This window comes from Sphingobium sp., assembly GCF_049304695.1.
GTDB lineage: Bacteria > Pseudomonadota > Alphaproteobacteria > Sphingomonadales > Sphingomonadaceae > Sphingobium.
The window spans coordinates 1-22593 of record NZ_JBAQOK010000026.1 but is presented as its reverse complement, the minus strand read 5'-3'; the positions used below and the strand labels follow the sequence as shown (position 1 = coordinate 22593).

The following is a 22593-nucleotide window of genomic DNA, read 5'->3' as shown; positions in this document are numbered from 1 at the left end:
TAACCACAGGAAGTCTTTGCCCTGTTATCATCCCGAATCATGAAGTTACGTGCAAAAACAATGCGGTCGATGCGTGGCGTCGGTGTTGCGGTGATGGCGGCGAGCCTGCTGAGCGCGTGCAGCGGCGATCTGGTCCCGCGCGGGCGAGTGGCGAAGGCATCGAAACCCGCGCCGCGCCCCGTGCGCCAGATCGCGCCGCAAACGGTCGAAGTGAAACAGTGCCTCGCCAAACTCCAGTCCCAATCGGTGTCCTTCACCCCCCTGCCCGACCAGAATTTCGGCGGCGGGTGCAATGCGGTCAACAGCGTCAAGCTGCTCGACATCGGCGTGCCAGCGACCAATCTGGGCGCGATGACATGCCCGCTGGCAGCCAATTTCGCGGCCTGGGCACGTTATGGCGTGCAGCCTGCGGCCCGCGCCATATTGGGAACGGAAATCGTCAAGATCGAAACCTTCGGCACCTATAATTGCCGCCCGATCGCGGGCAGTGGCAAATTGTCCGAACATGCGCACAGCAATGCCGTGGACGTCGCCGCCTTCGTCATGAACGATGGCCGGCGCATCAGCGTGCAACAGGGGTGGAACGGCGACAAGGACACGCGGCGGTTCCTGCAGGTCGTGCATGACAGCGCGTGCAAGCGGTTCAACACCGTGCTCAGCCCCGATTATAATGCGGCGCATCACGACCATTTCCATTTCGATATGGGCGGGCGTGGGGGATTTTGTCGCTGACGAAGTAACATTGAGAATAGAAACATCGCGTGTTGCACGGTCAATCGCTTTTGCCACCAAACGAAAACCAGCGCAGCGGTCTTGGCTTTGTCATCGGTGGCCCTTAAATCGTCGCGATGACAAAAAAAGACATTGAAGAACGCAAATTCCGACCGGCCCGCGAAGAAGCGCATGACGCTCGCAACAATGCCGGCACGCCCCAGACGCAGAGCGCCGCTTATCGCCTTGCCTTTCAGGATACCGAATTTCTGTTGCGGGAAGATTTGCGCCCGGTGCGGTTCCAGCTGGAACTGTTGAAGCCTCAATTGCTGATGGATGAGGCGCAGATCGAATCGACGTTCGTTTTCTACGGGTCGGCGCGCATCCCCGAACCCGATCAGGTGCAGGCCCGCATCGACGCCGCCGCCACGCCGGAGCAGAAACGGATCGCGGAAAATCTGGGAGCCAAGGCGCGCTATTATGAGGAAGCGCGCGCACTCGCCCGCATTTCCGCGCAATATCCGGTCGCAGAGAATGGCGGGCGGCATTTCGTGGTCTGTTCGGGCGGTGGCCCCTCGATCATGGAAGCGGCCAATCGCGGCGCGATCGACGTCGGGCAGACAACCATCGGCATGAACATCGTCCTGCCGCATGAGCAGGCGCCCAACCGCTTCGTCACGCCGGAGCTGTCGTTCCAGTTCCATTATTTCGCCCTGCGCAAGATGCACTTTCTGCTGCGCGCCCGCGCGCTGGCGGTGTTCCCCGGCGGGTTCGGCACGTTCGACGAGATGTTCGAACTGCTGACGTTGATCCAGACCGGCAAGATGAAGCCGATCCCCATCCTGCTGTTCGGCAAGGATTTCTGGAACCGGGTGGTGGATTTCGAGGCGCTGGCGGACGAGGGCGTGATTTCGCACGCTGATCTCAACCTGCTGACCTGGGTCGAAACCGCGCAGGAAGCGTGGGACGCGGTGCAGGCATTTTATCATGTCGATGCAGCAGGGGCAGAGCAGGCGTAAAACCTGAGAGGGGGGCTGCGCGCCTTTCCCCTCTTCCAAATTCGCCTCCCGTGGGGAGAAGGGTTAGGTGTTGCCCTTCCCCCCCGACCGGATTAGGGCGCGGCCATGCGCGGAGACATGGCCCATATCGACAGCTGGATCTTCGATCTGGACAATACGCTTTACCCGGCCAAGGCGGACCTGTTCGCCCTGATCGACGTGAAGATGGGCGAATATATTCAGGGGCTGCTGGGTTGCGATGCACAGGTCGCGCGGGAAACGCAGAAGCGTTATTTCATGGAACATGGCACGACGCTGTCGGGGCTGATGCATCATCATGGCATCGAACCGCATGCCTATCTCGATTATGTTCACGATATTTCGATGGATCGGCTGGAGGTCGATGCAGACCTGAACGCGCATATCGCCGCGTTGCCGGGCCGCCGCCTGATCTTCACCAACGGCGATGCCGCCTATGCGCGGCGGGTGCTGGACCGGCTGGGTCTGGGCGACACGTTCGAGCTGATCCACGACGTCCATGCGTGCGAATATGTGCCAAAGCCCAATCCGGCGGGCTATGCGACGCTGTGCCGCGTGCATGATGTCGATCCGACCCGTGCCGCATTTTTCGAGGATATGGCCCGCAACCTGAAGCCCGCCAAGGCGATCGGCATGACCACCATCTGGGTCAATAACGGGTCCGAAGCGGGCAATCACGACCATCATCCCGACTTCATCGATTTCGAAACCGACCATTTAAGGCCGTTTCTGGCCGCCATCCTTGGGGAAAGCGCATGACCGATTTGATCGCCACTATCGAGGCCGCCTGGGAAGACCGGGCCAATGTCAGCCTGAACACGCAGGGCGCGGTCCGCGATGCCGTTACGCAAGCGCTCGCGATGCTCGACAGCGGCAAGGGCCGCGTCGCCGAGCCGACCGCCGATGGCTGGCAGGTCAACCAGTGGCTCAAGAAAGCGGTGCTGCTGTCCTTCCGCCTGAATGACAATGTGCTGATCGAAAACGGTCCGGGCGGCGGATATTGGTGGGACAAGGTGCCAAGCAAATTCGCCGGATGGGGCGAGGCGGAGTTCCGCGCCGCCGGTTTTCGCGCCGTGCCGGGCGCGTTCGCACGGGCGGGCGCACATATCGCCAAGAATGCGATCCTGATGCCCAGCTTCGTCAACATCGGCGCGTTCGTCGATGAAGGCACGATGGTCGACGCATGGGTGACGGTGGGCAGTTGCGCGCAGATCGGCAAGAATGTCCATCTGTCGGGCGGCGTGGGCATCGGCGGCGTGCTCGAACCCTTGCAGGCCGATCCGGTCATCATCGAAGACGATTGCTTTATCGGCGCGCGGTCCGAAGTGGTCGAAGGCGTGCGCATCGGCAAGGGATCGGTCCTGTCGATGGGCGTCTTCATCGGCCAGTCGACCAAGATCATCGACCGCACCACCGGCGAGATTTTCATGGGGGAAGTCCCACCCTATTCTGTAATCGTCCCCGGCAGCCTGCCCGGCAAGCCCCTGCCCGACGGCACGCCCGGTCCCAGCCTTTATTGCGCGGTGATCGTCAAGCGGGTGGACGCGCAGACTCGGTCGAAGACGGGCATCAACGAGTTGTTGCGGGATTGATCGGAAGTCATCCTCCCCGGCGGGGGAAGTGCATGGCGTAGCCAGACGGAGGGGCGTCCTGCCATCGATAGGGCGACACCCCTCCGTCAGCACCGCGTGATCCCCATAATTGCGCTATAGGGAGGAGCAGGAAAGCGCCATCCCCTGACCAACGGCTGATGCTGTTCGATCAACGACATTGAGACACCATATCATCGCTTGACCGATGCAGCGAAACGGTTGATCCCGCGTTATCGGGGCGCGGGCCGAAAGGGTCATGCGCCTTTTTACGACTTGTCGGAGTCCAGCCTTATGTCCCTGTCCCATATCCTGCCGCTGATGATCGCCGCCGCGCCGATCGCGCTGGCCGCTCCTGCACTGGCGCAGGTCGCGCCTGCCAAGGCCACTGGCCCCGCCGCCGGGATCACTACACAATTGCCGCGCGGCGCCGCGCCCAGCCATTATGCGATCGAAGTGACGCCCGATGCGGCGAACCTGAAATTTACGGGCAAGGTGACGATCGACGTGACGATCAGCGCGGCGATGCCCACGCTGGTGCTGAACGCGGCGGACCTGACCTTTGGCGACGTGATGCTGACGCCTGTGGGTGGCAAGGCGATGAAGGGCACGGCCAAGGTCGATGCCAATGCGCAGACGGTGACGCTGGATTTCGGCAAGCCGCTGGCGCCCGGCCAGTATAAGCTGGCCATCGCCTATGCCGGTGTCATCAACCAGCAGGCCAACGGCCTGTTCGCGCTGGACTATACCGACAATGCGGGCGCGGCGAAGCGCGCGCTGTTCACCCAGTTCGAAGCGCCCGACGCGCGCCGTTTCGTCCCCAGCTTCGACGAACCCAGCTATAAGGCGACGTTCGACCTGTCGGCCATCGTGCCTACGGGCCAGATGGCGGTCGGCAACATGCCAGTCAAAACGTCGAAGGACATGGGCGGCGGCAGGACGCAGGTGACGTTCGGCACCAGCCCCAAAATGTCGTCCTACCTGCTGTTCTTTGGTCTGGGCGAACTGGAGCGCGCGACGAAGATGGCGGGCGCTACCGAAGTCGGCGTCATCACCGGCAAGGGCAATAGCGGCAAGGCGACGCTGGCGCTGGATGCGACGGCGGCGATCCTGCCCTGGTATAACGACTATTTCGGCGTGCCTTTCCCGCTGCCCAAGCTCGACAATGTCGCAGGGCCGGGCCAGAGCCAGTTTTTCAGCGCGATGGAAAATTGGGGCGCAATTTTCACCTTCGAGCGCGCATTGATCGTCGATCCGCGCTTTACGTCCGAAGCGACCAAGCGGCGCATCTACGAAACCGTCGCGCATGAAATGGCACATCAATGGTTCGGCGATCTGGTCACGATGGCCTGGTGGGACGATCTGTGGCTGAACGAAGGCTTCGCAAGCTGGATGGCGACCAAAGTCACCGACAAGCTGCAACCTTCTTGGGAAATGCTGCTGACCCGTGTTGACGGGCGCGAGGCGGCGATGAGCCTCGATTCGCTCGCCACCACCCACGCCGTCGTGCAGAAAATCACCACCGTCGATCAGGTGAATCAGGCGTTCGACGCCATCACCTATCAAAAGGGCGAAGCGGTCATCACCATGCTCGAAGGCTATGCGGGCGACGATGTGTGGAAGGCGGGCATCCGCGCCTATATGCAGCGCCATGCTTATGGCAACACCGTGACCGACGACCTGTGGAAAGCGGTCGAGGGCGCGGGGGCCAAGGGGCTGGTCGCGATCGCCCATGATTTCACCAGCCAGCCGGGCATCCCGCTGGTCAAGGTGGAGAGCGCGCAATGTCAGGGCGGCCAGACCGTACTGACGCTGAGCCAGGGCGAATATAGCCGCGACCGCAAGGACAAGACGCCGCTATCGTGGAACGTGCCGGTCATGGCGCAGACCGTGGGCGGCACGCCGCAGCGGCTGATCCTGAAAGGCAAGGGTCAGGTGAGCGTGCCTGGATGTGGCGCTTATCTCGTCAATGCGGGGCAGACGGGCTATTATCGCTCGCTCTATCCGGCGGCGAACGTCAAGGCGCTGGCGAAGGATTTCACCAAACTGGCCAGCATCGACCAGACCGGCCTGCTCGCCGACAATTTCCAGCTTGGGCTGGGCGGATATCAGCCGATCGGGCTGGCGATGGACCTGATCGACGCGGTGCCCGCGACGGCGACACCTGCCGTGATGGCCGAAGTGCCTGAATATCTGGGCAGCGCCTATGTCATGCTGGAAAGCGACAAGGCGGCGCAGGCGCGCGTCGCGGCCTATACGTCGGCCAAGCTGACTCCGGTTCTGACCGGCATCGGCTATGACGCCAGGCCGGGCGAAAATGCGCAGGTGCCGGTGCTGCGTTCGGCGCTGGTGTCGACGCTGGGCGACATGGGCGACAAGGCCGTGGTGGGCGAAGCCAACCGGCGCTTTGCCGCGCTGGCGACCGATCCAGCGGCGCTCGACGGGCCGCTGCGCAATGTGTGGATGGCGATCATCGCGAAGAATGCGGATCAGGCGACGTGGGACAAGCTGCGTGGCCTCGCCAAGGGCGCGAAGAGCGATCTGGAAAAGAGCACTGTCTATGCTTTGCTGGGCGCGGCGAAGGATGAGAAGCTGGCGGCGCAGGCGCTCGACTTGGCACTGACCGACGAGCCGAGCAAGACGACCAGCGCGGCGATCATCAGTCAGGTCGGTGTGGCGCATCCGATGATGGCGGTGGACTATGTGCTGGCGCACCGCGCGCAATATGAAGCGCTGATCGATGTATCGGCACGCAGTCAGGCTCTGGCCCGGCTGGGCGGCGGATCGGCGGACCCGGCGATGGCGACCAAGTTGGACGCTTTCGCCACCCAATATCTGACGCCGGAATCGCGCAAGGTCGTGGATCGCTCCATCGCCGCAATCAAGACGCGGATCGAAACCCGCAACCGGTTGAAAGCGCCACTGGCGGCATGGTTTGCGGGTAAGCGGTAAACGGCCATCATTCTCCCCTCCCTTTCAAGGGAGGGGCCGGGGGTGGGTGCCTCCGCAGGAGGCTCGCTTCGCTCGCGCCCACCCCTAACCCCTCCTTAAAAGGGAGGGAATTGGGTTGCTTTACTTCCCCAACCCCAGCGCCTTCGCAATATCGTCCCACGCCACCAGCTTGAAATTCTGCGCGGCTGCCGCGTTGTGGCCATCCTGCGCCACGAACAGCCCGCCGGGGAAATTCGGACCGAAATCGCCCAGCATCACGTCGATGCCGTCGGTTTCCTCCGACCCGCCGATGGCGCCGTCCACGACACGGAAGCGGCCGACATAGCTGTCGTCGGTCAGGCGATAGGCGACATAGGCATTATCACCCTGACTGGAGACGAGGACATAGCCGTCCTTTTCACCGATCGGGGCGATGGCGACGCCTTCGGCATCCATGACGAGGTTCCTGCCATCGGCCGCCGCGATCTTCGTGGGCGTGGTGGAGCCAGTCGCGCGCGCGTCGAAGCGCCAGAGGCCGACATCTTCCTCCGCGACATAGAGCGTGCCGGTGCGATCATCGACGGCGCAGCCTTCCGACTGGGTGCCCAGTTTCATCGTACGCACGATCCTGCCGGTCGGCGTCGCGCCCGATGCGTCGATCGCGACCTGATGGATCGTACCGTCCTTCAACACGATGAAGGCGGACAGGACACCCGCGTCGCGGCCAAGGCAGATGCCATAGGCTTCGCCCGCGCCGCCATCGACCTTGCCCAACGCGGTCAGTTTCGCGGTGGCGGGGTCGAGTCGGAACAGCGCGATCCTGGCCTGCGCGACATCGTTGCGGTCCGACGCGGCGACCAATATGCCGGGCTGGCCAGTGATGGAAACACCATCCTTCAGATCGACATTATTGACCCGGCCCGCGTCCAGAAAGTCGCGCACCTTGCCGTCCAGCCCGTAGACATAGAGGCCCGCTTTCTTGTCGGTCCCCACGATCAGGCTTTGCAGCGGATCGGTGGCGTTGCGCCAGATTGCCGGATCGTCCGCCGCATCGGCATTGGCCGTGCCGACCGGGGCCGTCTCACCGCGCGCGGTGATGCTGACCGCTGGCGTGGCGTTGGCGATGCGCTGCGCCACCGGGATTTCGGCTGGCGCGCTGGCGCACCCGGCCAACAGCAGCAGGGCGGTGGTAATGCCGCCCGAAATATATGGTCTGGTCATGAAAAGTCCCCCTGTCTTGCCACCGGCCTTTGGACAGGATGCGTGACACAGATGTGACGAAAATGTCCAAAAGGCTGTTCCGAATGTCACGGAACCGTCACGCTATTTTCATTTAGATGACTTGAGAGCGCTCTACTTGCCCCCCTCATTCGCCGAAGCGCGACTGTTCAAGGGGGAAATCATGCAGCATTCATCCATCCGGCCACGCGCCGGTTTCCAATCCGTTCGCCTTGCCCTGATCGGCGGGATTGCCCTGTCGGCGATGCTGACGTCGCACGCCATGGCGCAGGCACCCGCCGCTGAAGAGGATATGGGCGAGATCGTCGTGACCGGCGCGCGTCCGATCGCCGAATCCGAAGCGGCTGCGCTGACCGTGCAGAAGAACAGCGATTCGCTGGTCGCGGTGGTCGCATCCGATAGCGTGGGCCGCCTGCCCGACCAGAATATCGCTCAGGCCACCAGCCGTCTGCCCGGCGTCAGCGTAGAGCGCGATCAGGGCCAGGCCCGCTACGTCAACCTGCGCGGCGCGCCCAAAAGCTGGACCACCCTGTCGTTCGACGGCATCAACGTGGTCAGCCCCGAAGGCCGCGACGCCCGGTTCGATTCCATTCCCTCGGCCATTGCGGGCAAGATCATCGTGTCGAAGGCGGTGACGCCGGACATGCCGGGCGAGACGGTGGCGGGCAACGTCAACGTCATCACCCGGTCGGCATTCGATTATAACGGCTTCCATCTGGCCGGTAAGGGCGGCTTTGGCATCGCCGAACTGGGCGACGACAAGCGCGAATATGAAGGTGCGCTGGTCGTATCGAACCGGTTCAATACCGGCATCGGCGAAATCGGCGTCCTGCTGGCGGGCAGCTATTACGAACGCAACATGATCACCGACAATTTCGAAGTGGATTATGAGCGCGTCAATCAGGATCAGCGCCCCGGCAACGCCACCCGTTTCTGGGCCCAGGAAGCCGAAAACAAGCTGTATCGCCTGACTCGCAAGAACTGGTCCGTGTCGGGCCGGGTCGACTGGAAGCCGGACGATGCCAACACCATCTCGCTGCGGTCGGTCTATACGATTTTTTCCGATGACGAAGCGCGCGACAATTATCGCTTCGATCTGGACGATCAGCAGTCGGCCCTGTCCAGCAGCAGCGCGGCTTGCCCGACGACCGTAAACGCATCGCCTGCGACCACCGGCTATGCCGACGTGTGCATCGGCAATACCCCGGAAAAGGGGACGATCTATGGTATCGACATCCGCCAGCGTTCGACGCTGCGCGCGTTCCGCCAGTCCATCTTCACCAACACGATTGCGGGCGATCATGACATCGCCGATGGCTGGAAACTGTCATGGGTAGGCAACTACACCGAATCGAAGGACGATCGTTCGGTTACCGGCGAAGCGACATGGGACAGCCCCAGCACGCGCACGCTGCGCCCGACCGTCAGCTATGATTTCACCAATCCCAATCGTTCGACCCCGACGCTGTTCCGCACGCTCGCGACCGGCACCGGTGCTGCGACCCGCTATTCCGCTGGCGCGCCAGTCACCGCGATCGACAATTTCACCAAGCCGCTGTCGTCCTTCACCGTGCTGGACGCAGTTGACACGACCAAGGCCTATACCGGCCGCATCGTGCTGGCGCGCGAACTGGACAATGCGACGCTGAAGGCCGGTTTCCAATATGATCGGCGCAACAAGATCGCCAACGAACAGAACATCGTGCTCAACACCGCTGCCCAGTTCGCAGCGGTCGGCCTGCCCACCGATTATAACCAGTTTTCGACCAATCTGGCGTTTCAGGGCGCGCTGCCGATGGGATATACATTCGGCTATTTCGACACTGACAAGATGCAGGCGGCGTCGGACAAGGCACAGGAACTCTATGCCTTCACACCCGTCACCGGAAATAATTATAACGTGCGCGAGGAAGTGTTCGCAGGCTTCCTGATGGGGACGGTCCGTTACGACTGGGGTTCGGTCGTCGGCGGCGTGCGCGTGGAGCATATCAAAAATCATGGCCGCGCCATTGCGACCGTGGGCAGCACGACCGGGCTGGTCGTTGCCGACGACAGCCAGACGCTGGCCTTCCCCAGCCTGCATGTGAACTATAATATCGACGATACCAAGAAGCTGCGCCTGTCGTTCAACAGCGGCGCGGCGCGGGCGGACTATGACCAGTTGCGCCCCAACGTCGTCGTCAACGACACCAATGAAACGATTTCGGGCGGCAACCCGGCGGTAAAGCCCGAACGCGCCTATGGCGTCGATACCTATTTCGAATGGTATCTGAAGCCGCAGGGCTATCTGATGATCGGCGCTTTCTACAAGAAGGTCGAGGATGTGCTGTATAACCAGCGCCGTACCTTCGGATCGAGCGCGCTGAACAGCGGCAGCATCGACCGGTCCAACTACATCTTTTCCGGCATCACCAATGGCGGCGGCGGTCGCGTGTTCGGCATGGAAGCTGCCGCGCAATTGCAGCTGGAGCCATGGACGCAGAATCTGGGCCTGCCAGAATTCATGGGCGGTTTCGGCATTTCGGCCAACGTAACGCTGAACGACAGCAAGGTCGAAAAGCCCGCGCTGGGTGCCATCCCGACGCGCAACGTGCGCCTGCCCGGCACATCGGACGTCGTCTATAATCTGGGCGGCTATTATGAGAAATATGGCCTGTCGGTGCGCGTGCAATATCAGCGCCGCAGCGCGTGGCTGGACACGATCGCCGACGATCTGACCGACGCGGGCGACACATATTGGGCAGCGGACGAGGAAATGGATGTTTCCGCACGCTATGCGATCACGAAGAATTTCGAGATTTATTTCGATGTGTCGAACGTGCTGAACCAGCCGGGCCGCCGCTATGTCGACCCTGCCAGCCTTCTGAGCGCGACTGGCACGCCGACTTCGGCCAGCAGCGGTCGTACGATCGAGTGGGAACGCTTCGGTCGCCGCTACGCTGGTGGCATCCGCTTCAACTTCTGATCGGATTGATGGTTACGAAAAAGGGGGCGCGGCACCGATGTGCCGCGCCCCCCTTTTTTACGTCAGGCTCAGTGAGGAATCAGCGGTTCAGATAGACGGCGACCGCATCCACACTCTCGCCCACCGTCTCGACCGCTTCCTCCAGTTCCTCGCGGGACACGCCGAAGCGGTTGGTCCAATATTGAACATCCCGATCCTGTTCGAGCGAGACGCGATTGACGTCTCGTGGGGACGCTCGTCCCGGCTGCGCACTCATGGTTTGGCCAAGCTCCTGTTCGTTAATCCACAGAATTAACGCACAACCGCCGCCTGTTTTCCATTGCCCTTTAAGTCAGGGGATCGGACGACCAGCGCTTGAGCCGCGCATAGAGCGCCGCGATCACGCCCGCGAAGATCAGGATGGACAGCGGCACCGCCCAGTGATTTTCCGCGACCAGCGCCAGCGGGGCATCACTGTCGGTGCTGGCCACGATCCCGGCGAAGGCCACGCCGAACAGGCTTTCGCCCACGATGAAGCCAGTCGCCATCAGCACGCCCATCCGCTCGGCAAATTCCGGGTTCGCCTGACGCAGCGACCAGCGGTTGTAAAAATGGCCGATGACCGCGCCGACCGGGATCAGCAGGGTGAGCGCCATCGGCAGGTAGATGCCCATGCCGACTGCGAGCGGTGGCAGGCGCAACTTGCCCGCCCGGCCCAGCAGTTCGTCGATCAGCACGACGACCGCGCCGATGCCAGCGCCGATGCCGATCAGCCCCCAGTCCAGATCGCCACCCAGGACGCCCTTGGCCAGCGCGGAAATCAGCGCCGCCTGCGGAGCGGGCAGCGCGTTGGGACCAGCACCGGGCGCACCTGCAAAACCGAACGCGCTGTTGAGCAGGTCCAGCACCGGCGGAATGACCAGCGAACCGAACAATACGCCCAGAATGAGCGCGACCTGCTGCTTCCACGGCGTCGCACCGACCAGCTGGCCAGTCTTGAGATCCTGAAGATTGTCGTTGGAGATGGTGGCGATGCCGAACACGATCGCGGTGGTGAACAGCGCATAGGCGATCAGCGCCTGTGTCTGCTGCGGATCATTGCCCCCTGAACCATAGATGGCGGCGAGCATCAGCGACGCGCCCAGCACGGCGAGGATGCCGACGCCCGAAATCGGGCTGTTCGACGCGCCGATCAGGCCCGCCATATAGCCGCACACCGATGCGATGACGATGCCCGCGACCAGCACATAGGCCAGCGTCAGGCCGATGATCGGCACCGGATTGGCCGCGATCGGCCCACCCTGCGCAAAGGTCCACAGCAGGAAGCCGATCGGAACGAGTGCGGCCAATATGGTGCCGCCGACGATGGAGATGGGCAGGTCGCGTTCGGTGATGTCCAGGCTGGCGGCATTGCCCGACCGGCGCGTGGCGTTGGCGACCAGCGCGGATCGGATGCCGCTGACGATCGGTCCCAATATCTTGAGCAGGGTCCAGATCGCCGCGACGCCGATCGTCCCTGCACCGATGAAGCGCGCCTTCATACGGAACGTCGTGCCGACCAGATCGGCCAGGTCCGCGCCAGACGGGACGGGCGTGGTCAGATAAGGCACGATGCCCAGCCAACTGATGAGCAGGCCGATGAACATGGCGACACCCACCGACAGGCCGACCAGATGCCCGACCCCGATCAGTGCCATGGAAAAGCTGGTCGAAACCGACGTCGCGCCCGCGCCGAATTTGAAGAAGGTCGCCGCTTCCTCCGCCAAAATGCGCGTCTTGGCGATGATGGAAAAGGACGCAGCGGCCACGGCGCTGGCGAGGATTGCGGCAAGGCCACGCTTGTTTTCCTCCAGCCCCGCGCGCGAACCCGCGCCGACTTTCAGCACTTCGGCAGCGGCAACGCCTTCGGGATAGGGCAGGTCCGATCCGGTGACGAGCGCACGGCGCAGCGGCACCGAATACATGACGCCCAATATGCCGCCCAGCGCGATGGTGAAGGCCGACAGCCAGTAGGGGAAGCCCTGCCACCAACCGATGATGACAAGCCCCGGCAGCACGAAGATGATGGCCGAAAGCGTGCCAGCCGCCGACGCGATCGTCTGAACGATGTTGTTTTCAAGGATCGTGCCGGTGGAAAACAGCCGCAGCACCGCCATGGAAATGACGGCGGCGGGGATGGACGTGGCGAATGTCAGACCGATCTTGAGGCCCAGATAGACGTTGGCGGCCGTAAAGATGAGCGTGATGAGCGCGCCCAGGATAACGCCGCGCAGCGTCAGTTCGGCCATCGCGCCGGTTGGCTGCGCACCCTGTGCCTTGTCCCTCGTCACCCTATATCCCCTTTGCGATGCGGCTGTTTTGTGACGTTGGTAATAATGTTGCTTGAATTTGGATCAATCGGAAAGTGCATTCAGGATAATTTGCCCTGCGCCAGCCAGCCCGCCACCAGCCGGGTCCAGCGACGATAGCCTTCCGGATTCATGTGCAGCCCATCAGCGCGAAACAGCGATGCGTCGGGCAGGCCATCGGGGGCCAGCAGCACGCCGCCGACATCGATGAAATCGACGCGCATCGCCCGCACGCGGTCCGCCACGGCCCTGTTCACTGCCGCCAGCTTGGGCCAGAGCGTCCAGCGAATCGGGCTGGGTTTCAGGGACAGGCAGGCGATCCGGGCGCGGGGATAGTCGGTGCGCAATTGCCGCAGCAGCATGACCAGATTGCGCGCGACAGCATCGGGCGTTGCGCCCCCTGCCAGATCATTCTCGCCGACATAGACGATCACGGCGCGCGGCGGGACCGGGGGCAACAGCCGCTTATAATGGCGCAGAACGTCCGGTGTCGTCGCCCCGCCAAAGCCGCGATTGACCACCGTATTGCCGGCAAAACTGCGCGCTATGTCCCACAGGCGGATGCTGGAACTGCCCAGGAACAGCGTCGCATCGCGCAGCGCCGGACCGCTGGCGTCGGCCTGCGCAAACGCCTCGATCTCGCGCGCGAAGGGAAAGCTGGGGTCGGCATTGGGTGCAGGCCGGGCGGTGAGGGCAGGTGGTGCAGGCAGGGCGGCGGCGGGCAGCGGCAGAGCGGCGATGCCCAGCAGGACCGCCAACCGTGCGCGTGATGCCACGCCGCGCCCGTTCATCAATGGTGATGCATCGGCCGCAGCCGGTATTTGCCATCGGCATAAGCGCCGAACATGCCGTTGATAGCAGGATGATCCACCGGTTCGTCGCTGTCGTCGGCGATCAGATTTTGCTGGCTGACATAGGCGACATAGCTGGATTCGCCATTTTCGGCGAGCAGATGGTAGAATGGCTGCTCCTTGTTCGGGCGCGCATGTTCGGGAATCGCGTCATACCATTCATCACTGTTGGCAAAGACGGGATCGATGTCGAAAATGACGCCGCGAAAACCGAACAGGCGGTGCTGCACCACATCGCCGATGCTGAAACGGGCATGGACGACATGGGGCGCCTTCATGGCCGTGCCGAAATTCTGAATCGTATCTCTCATATGACCAATTTAGGATGGTTGGGCGCTGACACAAGAAAAATACCCCAAAGGATGCTTGGCAAGGATGATTTCATTCGCTAATGGCCGCCGCTCGACCGGGAACGCACGGTGCCTCTGGCATGGCGAACCTTCTGCGGAGAGGTGGCAGAGTGGTCGAATGCACCGCACTCGAAATGCGGCGTGCCCGAGAGGGTACCCAGGGTTCGAATCCCTGCCTCTCCGCCATTAACTTTCATAACTCGTTGATTTTAAACGATTTTATGAAGGACGCCGATTTCAGACCCACATAACGCCCCACATGTCGAATGGGAACGGATAGGAACGATTGCGTTCAGAAGTCCGCCAAAGAATCAGGACCGTTGTGCGAAGGTGCGCTAGCCGGTTATTTCCGAAAGCAGCGCGTCCAAGATCGCCGATGAGGCTTCGCCTTTAATGGGCAACCCAGCCGTTTCTTCAAATTTCATTATAGCGAACTGTGTCTTTGGGTTCATCAAACCGGTAGCAGGGCCGGGCTGATAGCCAAGGCGTGATAATAGCTTCTGAATAGTCTCGACCTTGGAGTCGGCAGCGGCTGAGATCGCGCGGTTCATGAGAGTCGGAGGGGCGCTATAGGAGCGTTGTGGCGTAGATGGGGAAACAGAAGGTCTTGGGTTGGCAATAACAGCAGGAGGGCGTCTAGGAGTCACTACAGGGTGGCTAGGTGCGCGATGACAATGATATCCGCCATTCTTACGGTCATTATGACACCCGGCAGCGTTCAGGCCACCACCATGCCCTAGGGCCGGACTAACTATCACAGTAGTGGACAAAACTGCGAGCCATCCCATCGTCTGCTCAAAGCATCTTTTGATAAGTGAATTTCTACCGATGCTGCTCATACTAAAGCTGCTGCAATAAAGCATCCTCTAACGCTCTTTTCGTCCACTGCTTCTTCCACCTACGAGAAATCTTTAGATCGTCATCAATAAATATGTCATAAATCAGTCCAAGAGTTTTCGATGCGCGCTCTTCCTCCCAGTCCGCTCTTGCACGCCACTTGTAAGTCCATCTATCGCACATCGCATTGAAGATTTCCCGGTTTAGCAAATGCACCAAACCTGAAAGAACTAAAACAACCTCCTGCAATCGATTCATATCTATTGCTATGGACAGTTCTCTGCTCGACCGAGGTATTTCGAGTTTTACCGCGTTCCTTCCCGGAAGGATTCCATCCGCATGAACAATTGCATGCCTAAGATGCATTATTCTGTCAAAATTACTAAGATAATCGGAGAATAAGTTAGAACCTATATCAATACCTAGGTATTCTTTAAAACAACTCTTAAGTTCTTTAGAATCAGTGAATGATTTATGTTCGAACGCACTCCTGTTAAAGTTTCCACGCCTTCCATGCCAGATAGCGCCACCTAAATTGGTGTTCTTTTCCGAAGATAAAGACTGAGCAATCGGACATATGTCGAGACAGCTAGATAAAACACCCCGACAATAATTTTCAAACGCAGAAACGGAACCCACAAGTAACAAGCGTCCTAGGTGCGGATGAGTAATCATCTGACCTAAGGCACCTAACTGAATTATCTCTTTCTGCGCATCTTTATAAGAGCTTATTGGATTCTTGAGTGTAGGTGTTAAAAAAAACTGAGATATGTCACCTAAGCTAGCTGAACCGGGAGCTTGTGAGCAGAAGTCTTTGACATCAGTCATGCAACATACTCTTGGGCATATCTTGCTATTCGTTCAGCCCATTTTGGGCCAATTTGTGGAACACTTCTTAATTCTTCTTTAGTATTATCCAGAAGCATATCTTTTATCGTTTTGAGAGAAGAATGCTTTTTAATGCTCGCAGATCGAGCTTTAGTAATCGGTAGGACGGAGATGTCCTGCGCGATCAAAGCATGATACAAGGATGCCGTTTTTAGTTCGCTCCCGCAGTTTATGCAGAACTTGGCATCCTCGTTCGCTCTCTCTGCCCCACATGACTGGCAAGGCGGAAGTGATAGGGGAAATGCGTCCGACACCTTGCCTGAGCCTATAAGGCGCTCTGCTGTAATGCGAGGATATGCGAGATGAGTGCGCGAAGAAAACACCGCATTAAATGCCGAAAGGCTTTTGGATCGTCTTCCGACAATAGCGTTCTCGGTAATTAGATCAGCGAAATGAATAAAGTAAATATCAAATACCCCTTTTTCACCTCTGCTGTTCTCTCCTACCGGCATCATTAAGCCTGCGTATTGATAAAATCCAATAACTCGTGAAAGCTCTGGTGGCATAGGTCTTTTTAGACCAATTTCAAAACCATTAGAGACAGTATTTTTGTTTTTATTAAATTCCTTTAGTATTGCTATGCAGTAGTTGTAGACATCTTGTCCTTTATGGATGAAATTCTTATAAACTGGTATCTTGTAAACTAGGGAATCAAATACCGCGTGGGCGTCTTGCTTGCTCTGCTTAGCAGCATCGAGAACCTTTCTCCGGTCTATCGACATGTTCCCTGAGATCATTTCGGATTCTATGATCCGCAGCATGTTTAAGAACGATCGAGGGATACCGAACGCTGCATATGCGAGGAACGGTATTATGTCGGTAGCGCCGTCGAGGGCGGCTAGGAGATTCTCGCCAAGGCGGCGATGAGCAATTTGCCGCATGAAAGAGACGTATTCAGGGGTGTCGGGCCTAATCCATACGTCGATCTTTTCTGCATCATGTCCCACATGAAAGCTGGCTGAGTGGCTGGTAATGCCCGGATATATCGCAGCCTTGGGGGCAATGTTGGTACTCTTAATTCTACGGAAGAAATCGAAGAAATCTTCTTGCTGCTTTGGTGAAAATGCGTGCGCAGCGTCATCCAAAAGTAGAATGCATCTGGAAAGGCCGTTGTTATTAAGCAATGCATCAATGACCGCCTTTAATTCATCGGTCTGATATTCAATTGTCTTATTAAATGAAGTAGGATCACCAGATTCTATTGTAAGTATAGCTAAGGTTATTTCGTCCCGCGTTGGTATCGCTTCGATGTCCTCAATAGACAGTTGTTCGCACGCATCATGAAGAGCGTCATATATCTTTAATATAAGCCATGTTCTGAACCAAAATGTTGCATTAGGAGTTGTCTGATATAATGGCTCTAGCTTTAAAGATAGTTTGAAGTTTACGTAAACGGGAAGTGCAGGAGTTGATTTATCTCCTGCCATTTTATGCCACGATTTAAGCATTAAGGTGGTTTTTCCGCAACCTCTTGGTCCGACCAGAAGCTTAGCGCCACCTGAGCACAGTTTTCTGATGATTTCTTGTTCGCGTGGATGATCGATCGTCCATGCAAGGAAGTTTTCTGGCGGAATGTATTCAGCTTGCTCAATGTAAGCTGTGGGGTCTTCAATGTGTTCGCCGTTTCCAATGTCCATGATGTCGTGCTCCATCAATCCAGATAGTCATTTCTTATTGCATCGAGCAAGATGGATGTTCGCTGGCCTCGTCGGTGCTAGCCCGCAAGGCAGTAACTGTGTAACAAAATCGTTGGCTTCGGATGCAGGCAGCGGGGCATTATCGTTAGATAGGCTTTGAAGCTTTCGATGCGGCGCACACAAGCATGCTTCGTTTTGGATACAGAAAGCCAGCCTCCGCCACCCGATAGGTCGCTGCTTTAGCCTTCAATCGAATATGGCGTCGATTTCCTTTTCGGTGACACCCGCAGGCACAACATCGTTCAAAGCCCGATAGACGCTTCCACGCCCGATCTTAAGCTGCTTGGCAATGTCGGTTGGCCTGATCCCATCAGCATGAAGACGGCGAACCTCATCCATAGGAACGGATGGCTTACGGCCTTTATAGACCCCTTGGGCCTTCGCCTTTGCTATACCTTCCATCTGACGCTCTTTGCGTATGGCAGTCTCGAACTGAGCGAACACACCTAGCATCTGTAGGAAGGCCATGCCCGCAGGGGTGGAAGTATCTACCGTCTGTTCCGTGGCGCGAAGGAAAGCGCCCTTGGCCTTAAGAGCTTCAACAATCTTTTCTAGATCGGCAACCGACCGTGCCAGCCGGTCAATCCGAGTCACCATCAACGTGTCTCCGGTGCGGAGAAAGGCAAGAATGGTATCAAGTTCCTGCCTACCTGCTACGGTCGTTCCGCTCTTCTTCTCCGAACGGATGATGGTGCAGCCTGCTTCGCGCAGTGCTGCCTCTTGGATGCTGCAATCCTGATCTTCTGAACTGACTCTTGCGTAACCGATGACGTTCGACATGCGATATGTCCTAATAGACTCTAGACCCTTCAATCTTTAGTGTTCGATAAATCGGAGTCAACTCTATTTGAACGGATTTCTTGTTCGAGGCTGATGTGCGTGACGGCTATACCCATTTCGAACATGGTGCGGCGCATAGGGTGCCCTGCGGCAGACGGCTTAGCTCGATACCTCTTTTTAGGTAAGTTGTGGACCGAGGTTTCACGTCGAAGATGACGGCATGGGATGCTACAACTTTTGAACCGGTCGATCAGGACAGGTGATCGCAAAGCCGAAGTCCTAGAAAAAGCATTAGATGCCAGTAGGAATGGATTCAGCGACGGGAGCTAAAATTAGGTGAAGCTCACAGGTTGGTTTGCAGGCCAATAAAATCTATACAGCGGTTCTTCGAAAACAGGATCGTATATGGAAATCGAAAATCAGGCCGATGCAACCGAATTGATGGTTACGCTTACCGCCGATATTGTATCTGCCCACGTAGCTAATAACAGCGTTGCGGTAGGTGATGTCGCTACCCTTATTGCTAATGTCCACGCTGCACTAACCGGGCTTAATAATAAGCCTGCTGAACCGGTGGAGGAGAAGCCAAAGGGCGCTGTGTCTATCCGCGCATCCATTAAGCCTGATCACCTTGTTAGCATGATCGATGGCAAGCCTTACAAGATGCTCAAGCGCCATATCCAACAGAACGGATATACGCCGGAAAGCTATCGGGAGACGTTCGGTCTTCCAAAAGACTATCCACTTGTTGCCCCTAGCTATGCTGAACAGCGCCGTGACCTTGCCAAGCGGATCGGTCTAGGCCGCAAGCCAGGAACCAAGGTGAAGGCTGCGACCCCAGCGCCAAAGGGTAAGGCAAAGAAGGCTGCTGATCCGGCACCAGCGGAATAATTATGAAGCAAGAGCATGTCGCTTGGAAAGCCGCTACCATGCTCCTTAAGCGACATGATGACCTTGGCAATCACAGCGGTGAACTCGCCACGCCCGGTCGAGAGAGGATGACAATGAAAAACTGGGTTTATGGATGCCTGCTCTTTATCGCAGGCGTATCGTCCTCTGCACATGCTTGCTCGCTTAATTATGTGACTGATCCGCAAAAAATAAAAGCCGGTACCAAGAAAATATATTCAGAAGCCATTGCCATAGTAGATTTACAAATATTGGAGCCTGCAAATTATCGGAACAGCAAAAAATTCAAATTTACAAAAGCTAAAGTTATTCGATCTTTTAAAGGAAATCTAAGAGAAGGACGTATAATTCTAATCCCTTTCTATACCACATGTGATTATTTGCCCGGAAAAGAAAATAGTCAGGTAAGGTTATTGCTGGGTGTTGAAAATGGATTTCTTAATTCTGGATTATATTTGAATGGTGGGGGATTTGATAGCGTCATATTTAATAGAGAGATAGATCGCATCTTAAAGAGCGATCGTAAATCATTAAACGTGTCTTGATAGTTTGGGGAAGGGCAACGGGATGATGCGCCGCCCGACTGGTTTGGAAGTCGAATTCATTTTCCTTGCGGCCTTGACGGTGCCGCCGCTGCTATTGGGATTTGCGTTAGCGGCAGGCAAGCTTTTGGGCTTGCGGTAGGCTTAGGCGTATAACAATGATTTGTAGATTTCACATTATATGAAACAATGAGCATTTCGAGGTTGCTCTGCGCCCCACTGAAATCTACTATTTGCATCTATTTTATTAAACGGGGGCAATAACATGCGTTTAATATGCTTGGTAGCGATGGCTACTTTGGCGAGTTGCGCGACCACGCCGGGTCCGGTGGATCAGCGTAATAGCGAACTTACCCAAGGTAACGTTCAAATGAATTTGAAGGTTGGCACCACTACAAAAGCCGAGGTGCTGGACAAGTTCGGTTCTCCGAACATTACAACGCGTGACGGAGCAGGCCAAGAAGTCTGGTCATATCAGCGTATGGCAACCGTGTCGCAATCGTCGTCATCATCCAGCTATTGGACAATCTTGCTGGCGGGCCAGAGTAAGTCAGCAGACGGGTTTGCACAATCATCACGGACAATGACGCTCATAATCAAGTTCGACAAAACTGACGTGGTTAGCGATTTCCGCAGCCGCACTAGCGATTTCTAATTGGGGGCAACGATGAAAAAAATAGCAACTGCGCTAGCAGGAATTGCGCTGGTAATAACACCTGCTGCTTACGCAAAGAAGAAGCCTGAACTGACTCCGATGGAAATTCAGGCTCTACAGTCTCACGAATATGAGACGACCAAAGAAGTGCTTTTCGCTTCTGTTGTTAGCGTGTTTCAAGATTTGGGTTATCAATTGGCTAATGCGGACGTGGCAAGTGGTTTTATTACCGCCGCATCACCGATGAAGAATAAAACTAGCTTTCTTGATGCACTGGCGAGTCAGCAGGGATCGGGGAACACCAAAGTCACTGCGTTTGTCGAACAGATGCCGGGTGGCGCAGCGCGCGTCCGTCTGAATTTCGTTAATTCGAAGAACATTTCTGGTGCGTGGGGACGTTCTTCGGCGGAAGACAAGCCAATCTTCGATACGGTGACATATAAATCGGCTTGGGATAAGATCGATGAAGCAGTCTTTACCCGCACGGCTACCGCTGCTGTTGCTGTCCCTGCAACACCAGTTACGGCGGCGACTGTCGCAGCCTCCCCACAGTAACCCATTCAATCTAGATTGGGATTAGGCTTGATCAGTTAAGGCCAAATAGGGGTAGGGCTGCATCGAATTTGGTATGATGATTAGGAGGATCAGTCAGCGTGGATCAAGTCAGCTAGCCGATGGTTATAGCGTCTCCCTATCAGGAGAACACCATGAGCACCGACAGCACAATTTCCACGCTGAACAGCCTTATCAAGACGACCCTCGACAGCATGAAGGGCTATCAAGATGCTGCGAAGGACTCGGAAAGCACGCAGTTCGCCACGATGTTTGCCGACTTCGCGCGCGACCGCAGCGCCGCAGCAATGTCGCTCCAAGGTGAAGTTCGTCGGCTTGGCGGGAACCCGGAAGATGATAGCAGCTTCCTAGCCGCTGCCCATCGCACGTTCATGGACCTCAAGCAGGCGTTTACCGGCAAGGATGACAAGGCCATCATCCAAGAAGTTGAACGTGGCGAAGACCATATCAAAGCTAAGTATGAAGAAGCGTTGCGCGACACTGATCTTGATCCAACATCGCGTTCCGTTGTGGAACAGGCGTTTGTGTCGGTGAAAGAAGGCCATGACCGCATGAGCCAGCTAAAACATAGCCTAGCATAAATGAAAAAGGGCCGTTCCAATGGGACGGCCTTTATTAGTATGACAGTTTATTTCGCTGCCAGTTTCAGCGAAGCAAAAACCTTATCGGCATAATTTCCAAGCGCGCCTTTGCCCTCCCGGTAATCAATGCCTTGCACAGCGCTAACTGTTGTTGTTGTCCCTACCGCAATGCACTGCACGGTGAAAATACCGGTCCCTCTATTGCCACCTTTTACGAGGACAAGCTGCCGGGGAAAGCTCTGTGACTCTGCGCTTAATTTTGATTGCCTTGCGACCTGCGTCGCGATCCTACTGCATGTTTCAATGCTAAGCTTCGCTGCCGGTGTGCGCTCGACGTGATACGTTAGGTTAAAATCTGCGCTCTGTGCCGATGCGGGAGGGGACAAGGATGCCAGACCTGCAACGGATAGGGCAAATATAGCTACTTTCACGGCTTCGCTCCCGAACATTATGGATACGGATCGAACGTGTTTGAGACATAGGGGTTCCCGCCTTAATAACAATCGTATATTGTAGGCGATTTAAGGCATTCCACAGCGCGAATATTTTAATTTAGCTAGTAATTATCCAAATATAAATATCAACTCTCTACGGGCTTTAAATCGCGTAATGGATGGAATTGCCAATTTTATTCTCTAATCGTCCTTTACTATTGCTGTATATTATTAATTTAATCTAATCTCTATTTCTAACTCTGGAAACAATGGCAATGGCTGTGGGTCGGCTGGCTCCACTACGTTTGGGTCATAGGTTGATACCGCAGCCCATTCTATTCCACGCCAATCAATAAAGGCTGCGCCCTGTTCAAGGCGAACAAAGCCAGCGCCATCACGGGCCACGTCGAACCTGCAATGTAGGTCATCGTCATAGGAACCGACCAAGAGCGTTCCATCGCTTAAACCGATCATGAACCTATCATCATCCTCATATGGGACGGCGATAACCGTTTCTACGTCGCCCGATATCCGCAAGCGCACCGATTCCGGGATAGCCTCAATCTTTACGTATGCATCCGGTGAGAACCGCGGATCAGGCCGCTTGGCGTTGATCGTCTGTGACGCGCCAGTTCCAGGGGAGCAGTTCGTGGAGCCGGCTCTGTGGGATGTCGGCGATGCGGCTGAGCACATCGGC

22 protein-coding genes, 1 tRNA gene and 1 pseudogene are annotated in these 22593 nt (G+C 57.1%); 12 read left to right on the top strand and 12 right to left on the bottom strand.

Annotated elements, in window-relative coordinates; all coding sequences use genetic code 11:
- Window positions 1-39: 39 nt before the first annotated feature.
- The 5 genes from WA070_RS03465 (at window position 40) to WA070_RS03445 (ending at window position 6289) form a co-directional block, all read left to right on the top strand.
- Window positions 40-732: an extensin family protein gene (locus tag WA070_RS03465; RefSeq protein ID WP_422632763.1), complete on the top strand. Its 693-nt coding sequence runs from the start codon at window positions 40-42 to the stop codon at window positions 730-732.
- Between the two features lie 116 nt (window positions 733-848).
- The gene (locus WA070_RS03460) at window positions 849-1730 is read left to right on the top strand and encodes a TIGR00730 family Rossman fold protein (RefSeq protein WP_422632762.1); all 882 of its coding nucleotides are present in this window, start codon (window positions 849-851) and stop codon (window positions 1728-1730) included.
- 105 nt (window positions 1731-1835) lie between these two features.
- Complete coding sequence (locus tag WA070_RS03455; RefSeq protein ID WP_422632761.1) at window positions 1836-2507, top strand: pyrimidine 5'-nucleotidase; 672 nt, start codon at window positions 1836-1838, stop codon at window positions 2505-2507.
- Complete coding sequence (gene dapD / locus WA070_RS03450; RefSeq protein ID WP_422632760.1) at window positions 2504-3340, top strand: 2,3,4,5-tetrahydropyridine-2,6-dicarboxylate N-succinyltransferase; 837 nt, start codon at window positions 2504-2506, stop codon at window positions 3338-3340. The genes WA070_RS03455 and dapD overlap by 4 nt, the downstream gene beginning before the upstream one ends.
- 291 nt (window positions 3341-3631) lie before the next feature.
- Window positions 3632-6289 carry a M1 family metallopeptidase gene (locus WA070_RS03445; protein WP_422632759.1) on the top strand — a complete coding sequence of 886 codons (2658 nt, stop codon included), beginning with the start codon at window positions 3632-3634 and terminating at the stop codon, window positions 6287-6289.
- A 120-nt stretch (window positions 6290-6409) separates the two neighbouring features.
- Here WA070_RS03445 and WA070_RS03440 read toward each other — a convergent pair whose 3' ends face one another.
- Window positions 6410-7489, bottom strand: coding sequence for a phytase (locus WA070_RS03440; RefSeq protein WP_422632758.1), 1080 nt, complete (start codon window positions 7487-7489; stop codon window positions 6410-6412).
- A 181-nt stretch (window positions 7490-7670) separates the two neighbouring features.
- On the opposite strand from WA070_RS03440, the gene WA070_RS03435 reads away from it, so the two are divergent.
- Window positions 7671-10472 carry a TonB-dependent receptor gene (locus WA070_RS03435; RefSeq protein ID WP_422632757.1) on the top strand — a complete coding sequence of 934 codons (2802 nt, stop codon included), beginning with the start codon at window positions 7671-7673 and terminating at the stop codon, window positions 10470-10472.
- Between the two features lie 79 nt (window positions 10473-10551).
- Here the strand turns inward: WA070_RS03435 and WA070_RS03430 are convergent, their stop codons facing one another.
- The 4 genes from WA070_RS03430 to hspQ all read right to left on the bottom strand — a co-directional run bounded on the left by WA070_RS03430 (window position 10552) and on the right by hspQ (window position 13961).
- Window positions 10552-10728, bottom strand: coding sequence for a DUF3606 domain-containing protein (locus tag WA070_RS03430; RefSeq protein ID WP_422632756.1), 177 nt, complete (start codon window positions 10726-10728; stop codon window positions 10552-10554).
- A gap of 70 nt (window positions 10729-10798) precedes the next feature.
- On the bottom strand, window positions 10799-12739 hold the full coding sequence (locus tag WA070_RS03425; protein WP_422632797.1) for an OPT family oligopeptide transporter: 1941 nt from the start codon (window positions 12737-12739) through the stop codon (window positions 10799-10801).
- 122 nt (window positions 12740-12861) lie between these two features.
- Window positions 12862-13590, bottom strand: a complete 729-nt coding sequence (locus tag WA070_RS03420) for a GDSL-type esterase/lipase family protein (protein ID WP_422632755.1) — start codon at window positions 13588-13590, stop codon at window positions 12862-12864.
- A complete protein-coding gene (gene hspQ / locus WA070_RS03415; RefSeq protein ID WP_422632754.1) occupies window positions 13590-13961 on the bottom strand; it encodes a heat shock protein HspQ in 372 nt (123 codons plus the stop codon). Before hspQ ends, WA070_RS03420 begins: the two co-directional genes overlap by 1 nt.
- A 135-nt stretch (window positions 13962-14096) precedes the next feature.
- Between hspQ and WA070_RS03410 the strand changes: the two genes are divergently transcribed.
- Window positions 14097-14186: transfer RNA gene (locus WA070_RS03410), tRNA-Ser, on the top strand.
- 149 nt (window positions 14187-14335) lie between these two features.
- Here the strand turns inward: WA070_RS03410 and WA070_RS03405 are convergent.
- From WA070_RS03405 to WA070_RS03385, 5 genes and pseudogenes are all read right to left on the bottom strand, one after another.
- The gene (locus WA070_RS03405) at window positions 14336-14551 is read right to left on the bottom strand and encodes a peptidoglycan-binding domain-containing protein (protein WP_422632796.1); all 216 of its coding nucleotides are present in this window, start codon (window positions 14549-14551) and stop codon (window positions 14336-14338) included.
- Window positions 14552-14677: 126 nt separating this feature from the next.
- Window positions 14678-14788, bottom strand: a pseudogene (locus WA070_RS03400) (YHYH domain-containing protein); the annotation flags it as partial.
- A 52-nt stretch (window positions 14789-14840) separates the two neighbouring features.
- Window positions 14841-15665: a HEPN domain-containing protein gene (locus WA070_RS03395; RefSeq protein ID WP_422632753.1), complete on the bottom strand. Its 825-nt coding sequence runs from the start codon at window positions 15663-15665 to the stop codon at window positions 14841-14843.
- Window positions 15662-17377: a hypothetical protein gene (locus tag WA070_RS03390; RefSeq protein ID WP_422632752.1), complete on the bottom strand. Its 1716-nt coding sequence runs from the start codon at window positions 17375-17377 to the stop codon at window positions 15662-15664. The genes WA070_RS03395 and WA070_RS03390 overlap by 4 nt, the downstream gene beginning before the upstream one ends.
- A 231-nt stretch (window positions 17378-17608) precedes the next feature.
- On the bottom strand, window positions 17609-18202 hold the full coding sequence (locus WA070_RS03385; protein WP_422632751.1) for a recombinase family protein: 594 nt from the start codon (window positions 18200-18202) through the stop codon (window positions 17609-17611).
- A gap of 405 nt (window positions 18203-18607) precedes the next feature.
- On the opposite strand from WA070_RS03385, the gene WA070_RS03380 reads away from it, so the two are divergent.
- The 5 genes from WA070_RS03380 to WA070_RS03360 all read left to right on the top strand — a co-directional run bounded on the left by WA070_RS03380 (window position 18608) and on the right by WA070_RS03360 (window position 21462).
- The gene (locus tag WA070_RS03380; RefSeq protein WP_422632750.1) at window positions 18608-19093 is read left to right on the top strand and encodes a MucR family transcriptional regulator; all 486 of its coding nucleotides are present in this window, start codon (window positions 18608-18610) and stop codon (window positions 19091-19093) included.
- A gap of 2 nt (window positions 19094-19095) precedes the next feature.
- Window positions 19096-19656, top strand: a complete 561-nt coding sequence (locus tag WA070_RS03375; protein ID WP_422632749.1) for a hypothetical protein — start codon at window positions 19096-19098, stop codon at window positions 19654-19656.
- 286 nt (window positions 19657-19942) lie between these two features.
- Window positions 19943-20308: a hypothetical protein gene (locus tag WA070_RS03370; RefSeq protein WP_422632748.1), complete on the top strand. Its 366-nt coding sequence runs from the start codon at window positions 19943-19945 to the stop codon at window positions 20306-20308.
- 12 nt (window positions 20309-20320) lie between these two features.
- Entirely contained in the window at window positions 20321-20863 is a 543-nt protein-coding gene (locus tag WA070_RS03365; protein WP_422632747.1) for a hypothetical protein, read from the top strand.
- A 152-nt stretch (window positions 20864-21015) separates the two neighbouring features.
- The gene (locus WA070_RS03360; protein ID WP_422632746.1) at window positions 21016-21462 is read left to right on the top strand and encodes a ferritin-like domain-containing protein; all 447 of its coding nucleotides are present in this window, start codon (window positions 21016-21018) and stop codon (window positions 21460-21462) included.
- 47 nt (window positions 21463-21509) lie between these two features.
- Here the strand turns inward: WA070_RS03360 and WA070_RS03355 are convergent, their stop codons facing one another.
- Window positions 21510-21911 carry a DUF6180 family protein gene (locus WA070_RS03355; RefSeq protein WP_422632745.1) on the bottom strand — a complete coding sequence of 134 codons (402 nt, stop codon included), beginning with the start codon at window positions 21909-21911 and terminating at the stop codon, window positions 21510-21512.
- Window positions 21912-22127: 216 nt separating this feature from the next.
- Complete coding sequence (locus WA070_RS03350) at window positions 22128-22370, bottom strand: hypothetical protein (protein ID WP_422632744.1); 243 nt, start codon at window positions 22368-22370, stop codon at window positions 22128-22130.
- Window positions 22371-22593 lie beyond the last annotated feature (223 nt).

Coding starts and splice junctions, on each gene's coding strand:
- WA070_RS03465 (WP_422632763.1), top strand. CDS start 40: ATGAAGTTACGTGCAAAAACAATGCGGTCGATGCGTGGCGTCGGTGTT.
- WA070_RS03460 (WP_422632762.1), top strand. CDS start 849: ATGACAAAAAAAGACATTGAAGAACGCAAATTCCGACCGGCCCGCGAA.
- WA070_RS03455 (WP_422632761.1), top strand. CDS start 1,836: ATGCGCGGAGACATGGCCCATATCGACAGCTGGATCTTCGATCTGGAC.
- dapD (WP_422632760.1), top strand. CDS start 2,504: ATGACCGATTTGATCGCCACTATCGAGGCCGCCTGGGAAGACCGGGCC.
- WA070_RS03445 (WP_422632759.1), top strand. CDS start 3,632: ATGTCCCTGTCCCATATCCTGCCGCTGATGATCGCCGCCGCGCCGATC.
- WA070_RS03440 (WP_422632758.1), bottom strand. CDS start 7,489: ATGACCAGACCATATATTTCGGGCGGCATTACCACCGCCCTGCTGCTG.
- WA070_RS03435 (WP_422632757.1), top strand. CDS start 7,671: ATGCAGCATTCATCCATCCGGCCACGCGCCGGTTTCCAATCCGTTCGC.
- WA070_RS03430 (WP_422632756.1), bottom strand. CDS start 10,728: ATGAGTGCGCAGCCGGGACGAGCGTCCCCACGAGACGTCAATCGCGTC.
- WA070_RS03425 (WP_422632797.1), bottom strand. CDS start 12,739: ATGGCCGAACTGACGCTGCGCGGCGTTATCCTGGGCGCGCTCATCACG.
- WA070_RS03420 (WP_422632755.1), bottom strand. CDS start 13,590: ATGAACGGGCGCGGCGTGGCATCACGCGCACGGTTGGCGGTCCTGCTG.
- hspQ (WP_422632754.1), bottom strand. CDS start 13,961: ATGAGAGATACGATTCAGAATTTCGGCACGGCCATGAAGGCGCCCCAT.
- WA070_RS03405 (WP_422632796.1), bottom strand. CDS start 14,551: ATGAACCGCGCGATCTCAGCCGCTGCCGACTCCAAGGTCGAGACTATT.
- WA070_RS03395 (WP_422632753.1), bottom strand. CDS start 15,665: ATGACTGATGTCAAAGACTTCTGCTCACAAGCTCCCGGTTCAGCTAGC.
- WA070_RS03390 (WP_422632752.1), bottom strand. CDS start 17,377: ATGGAGCACGACATCATGGACATTGGAAACGGCGAACACATTGAAGAC.
- WA070_RS03385 (WP_422632751.1), bottom strand. CDS start 18,202: ATGTCGAACGTCATCGGTTACGCAAGAGTCAGTTCAGAAGATCAGGAT.
- WA070_RS03380 (WP_422632750.1), top strand. CDS start 18,608: ATGGAAATCGAAAATCAGGCCGATGCAACCGAATTGATGGTTACGCTT.
- WA070_RS03375 (WP_422632749.1), top strand. CDS start 19,096: ATGAAGCAAGAGCATGTCGCTTGGAAAGCCGCTACCATGCTCCTTAAG.
- WA070_RS03370 (WP_422632748.1), top strand. CDS start 19,943: ATGGCTACTTTGGCGAGTTGCGCGACCACGCCGGGTCCGGTGGATCAG.
- WA070_RS03365 (WP_422632747.1), top strand. CDS start 20,321: ATGAAAAAAATAGCAACTGCGCTAGCAGGAATTGCGCTGGTAATAACA.
- WA070_RS03360 (WP_422632746.1), top strand. CDS start 21,016: ATGAGCACCGACAGCACAATTTCCACGCTGAACAGCCTTATCAAGACG.
- WA070_RS03355 (WP_422632745.1), bottom strand. CDS start 21,911: ATGTTCGGGAGCGAAGCCGTGAAAGTAGCTATATTTGCCCTATCCGTT.
- WA070_RS03350 (WP_422632744.1), bottom strand. CDS start 22,370: ATGATCGGTTTAAGCGATGGAACGCTCTTGGTCGGTTCCTATGACGAT.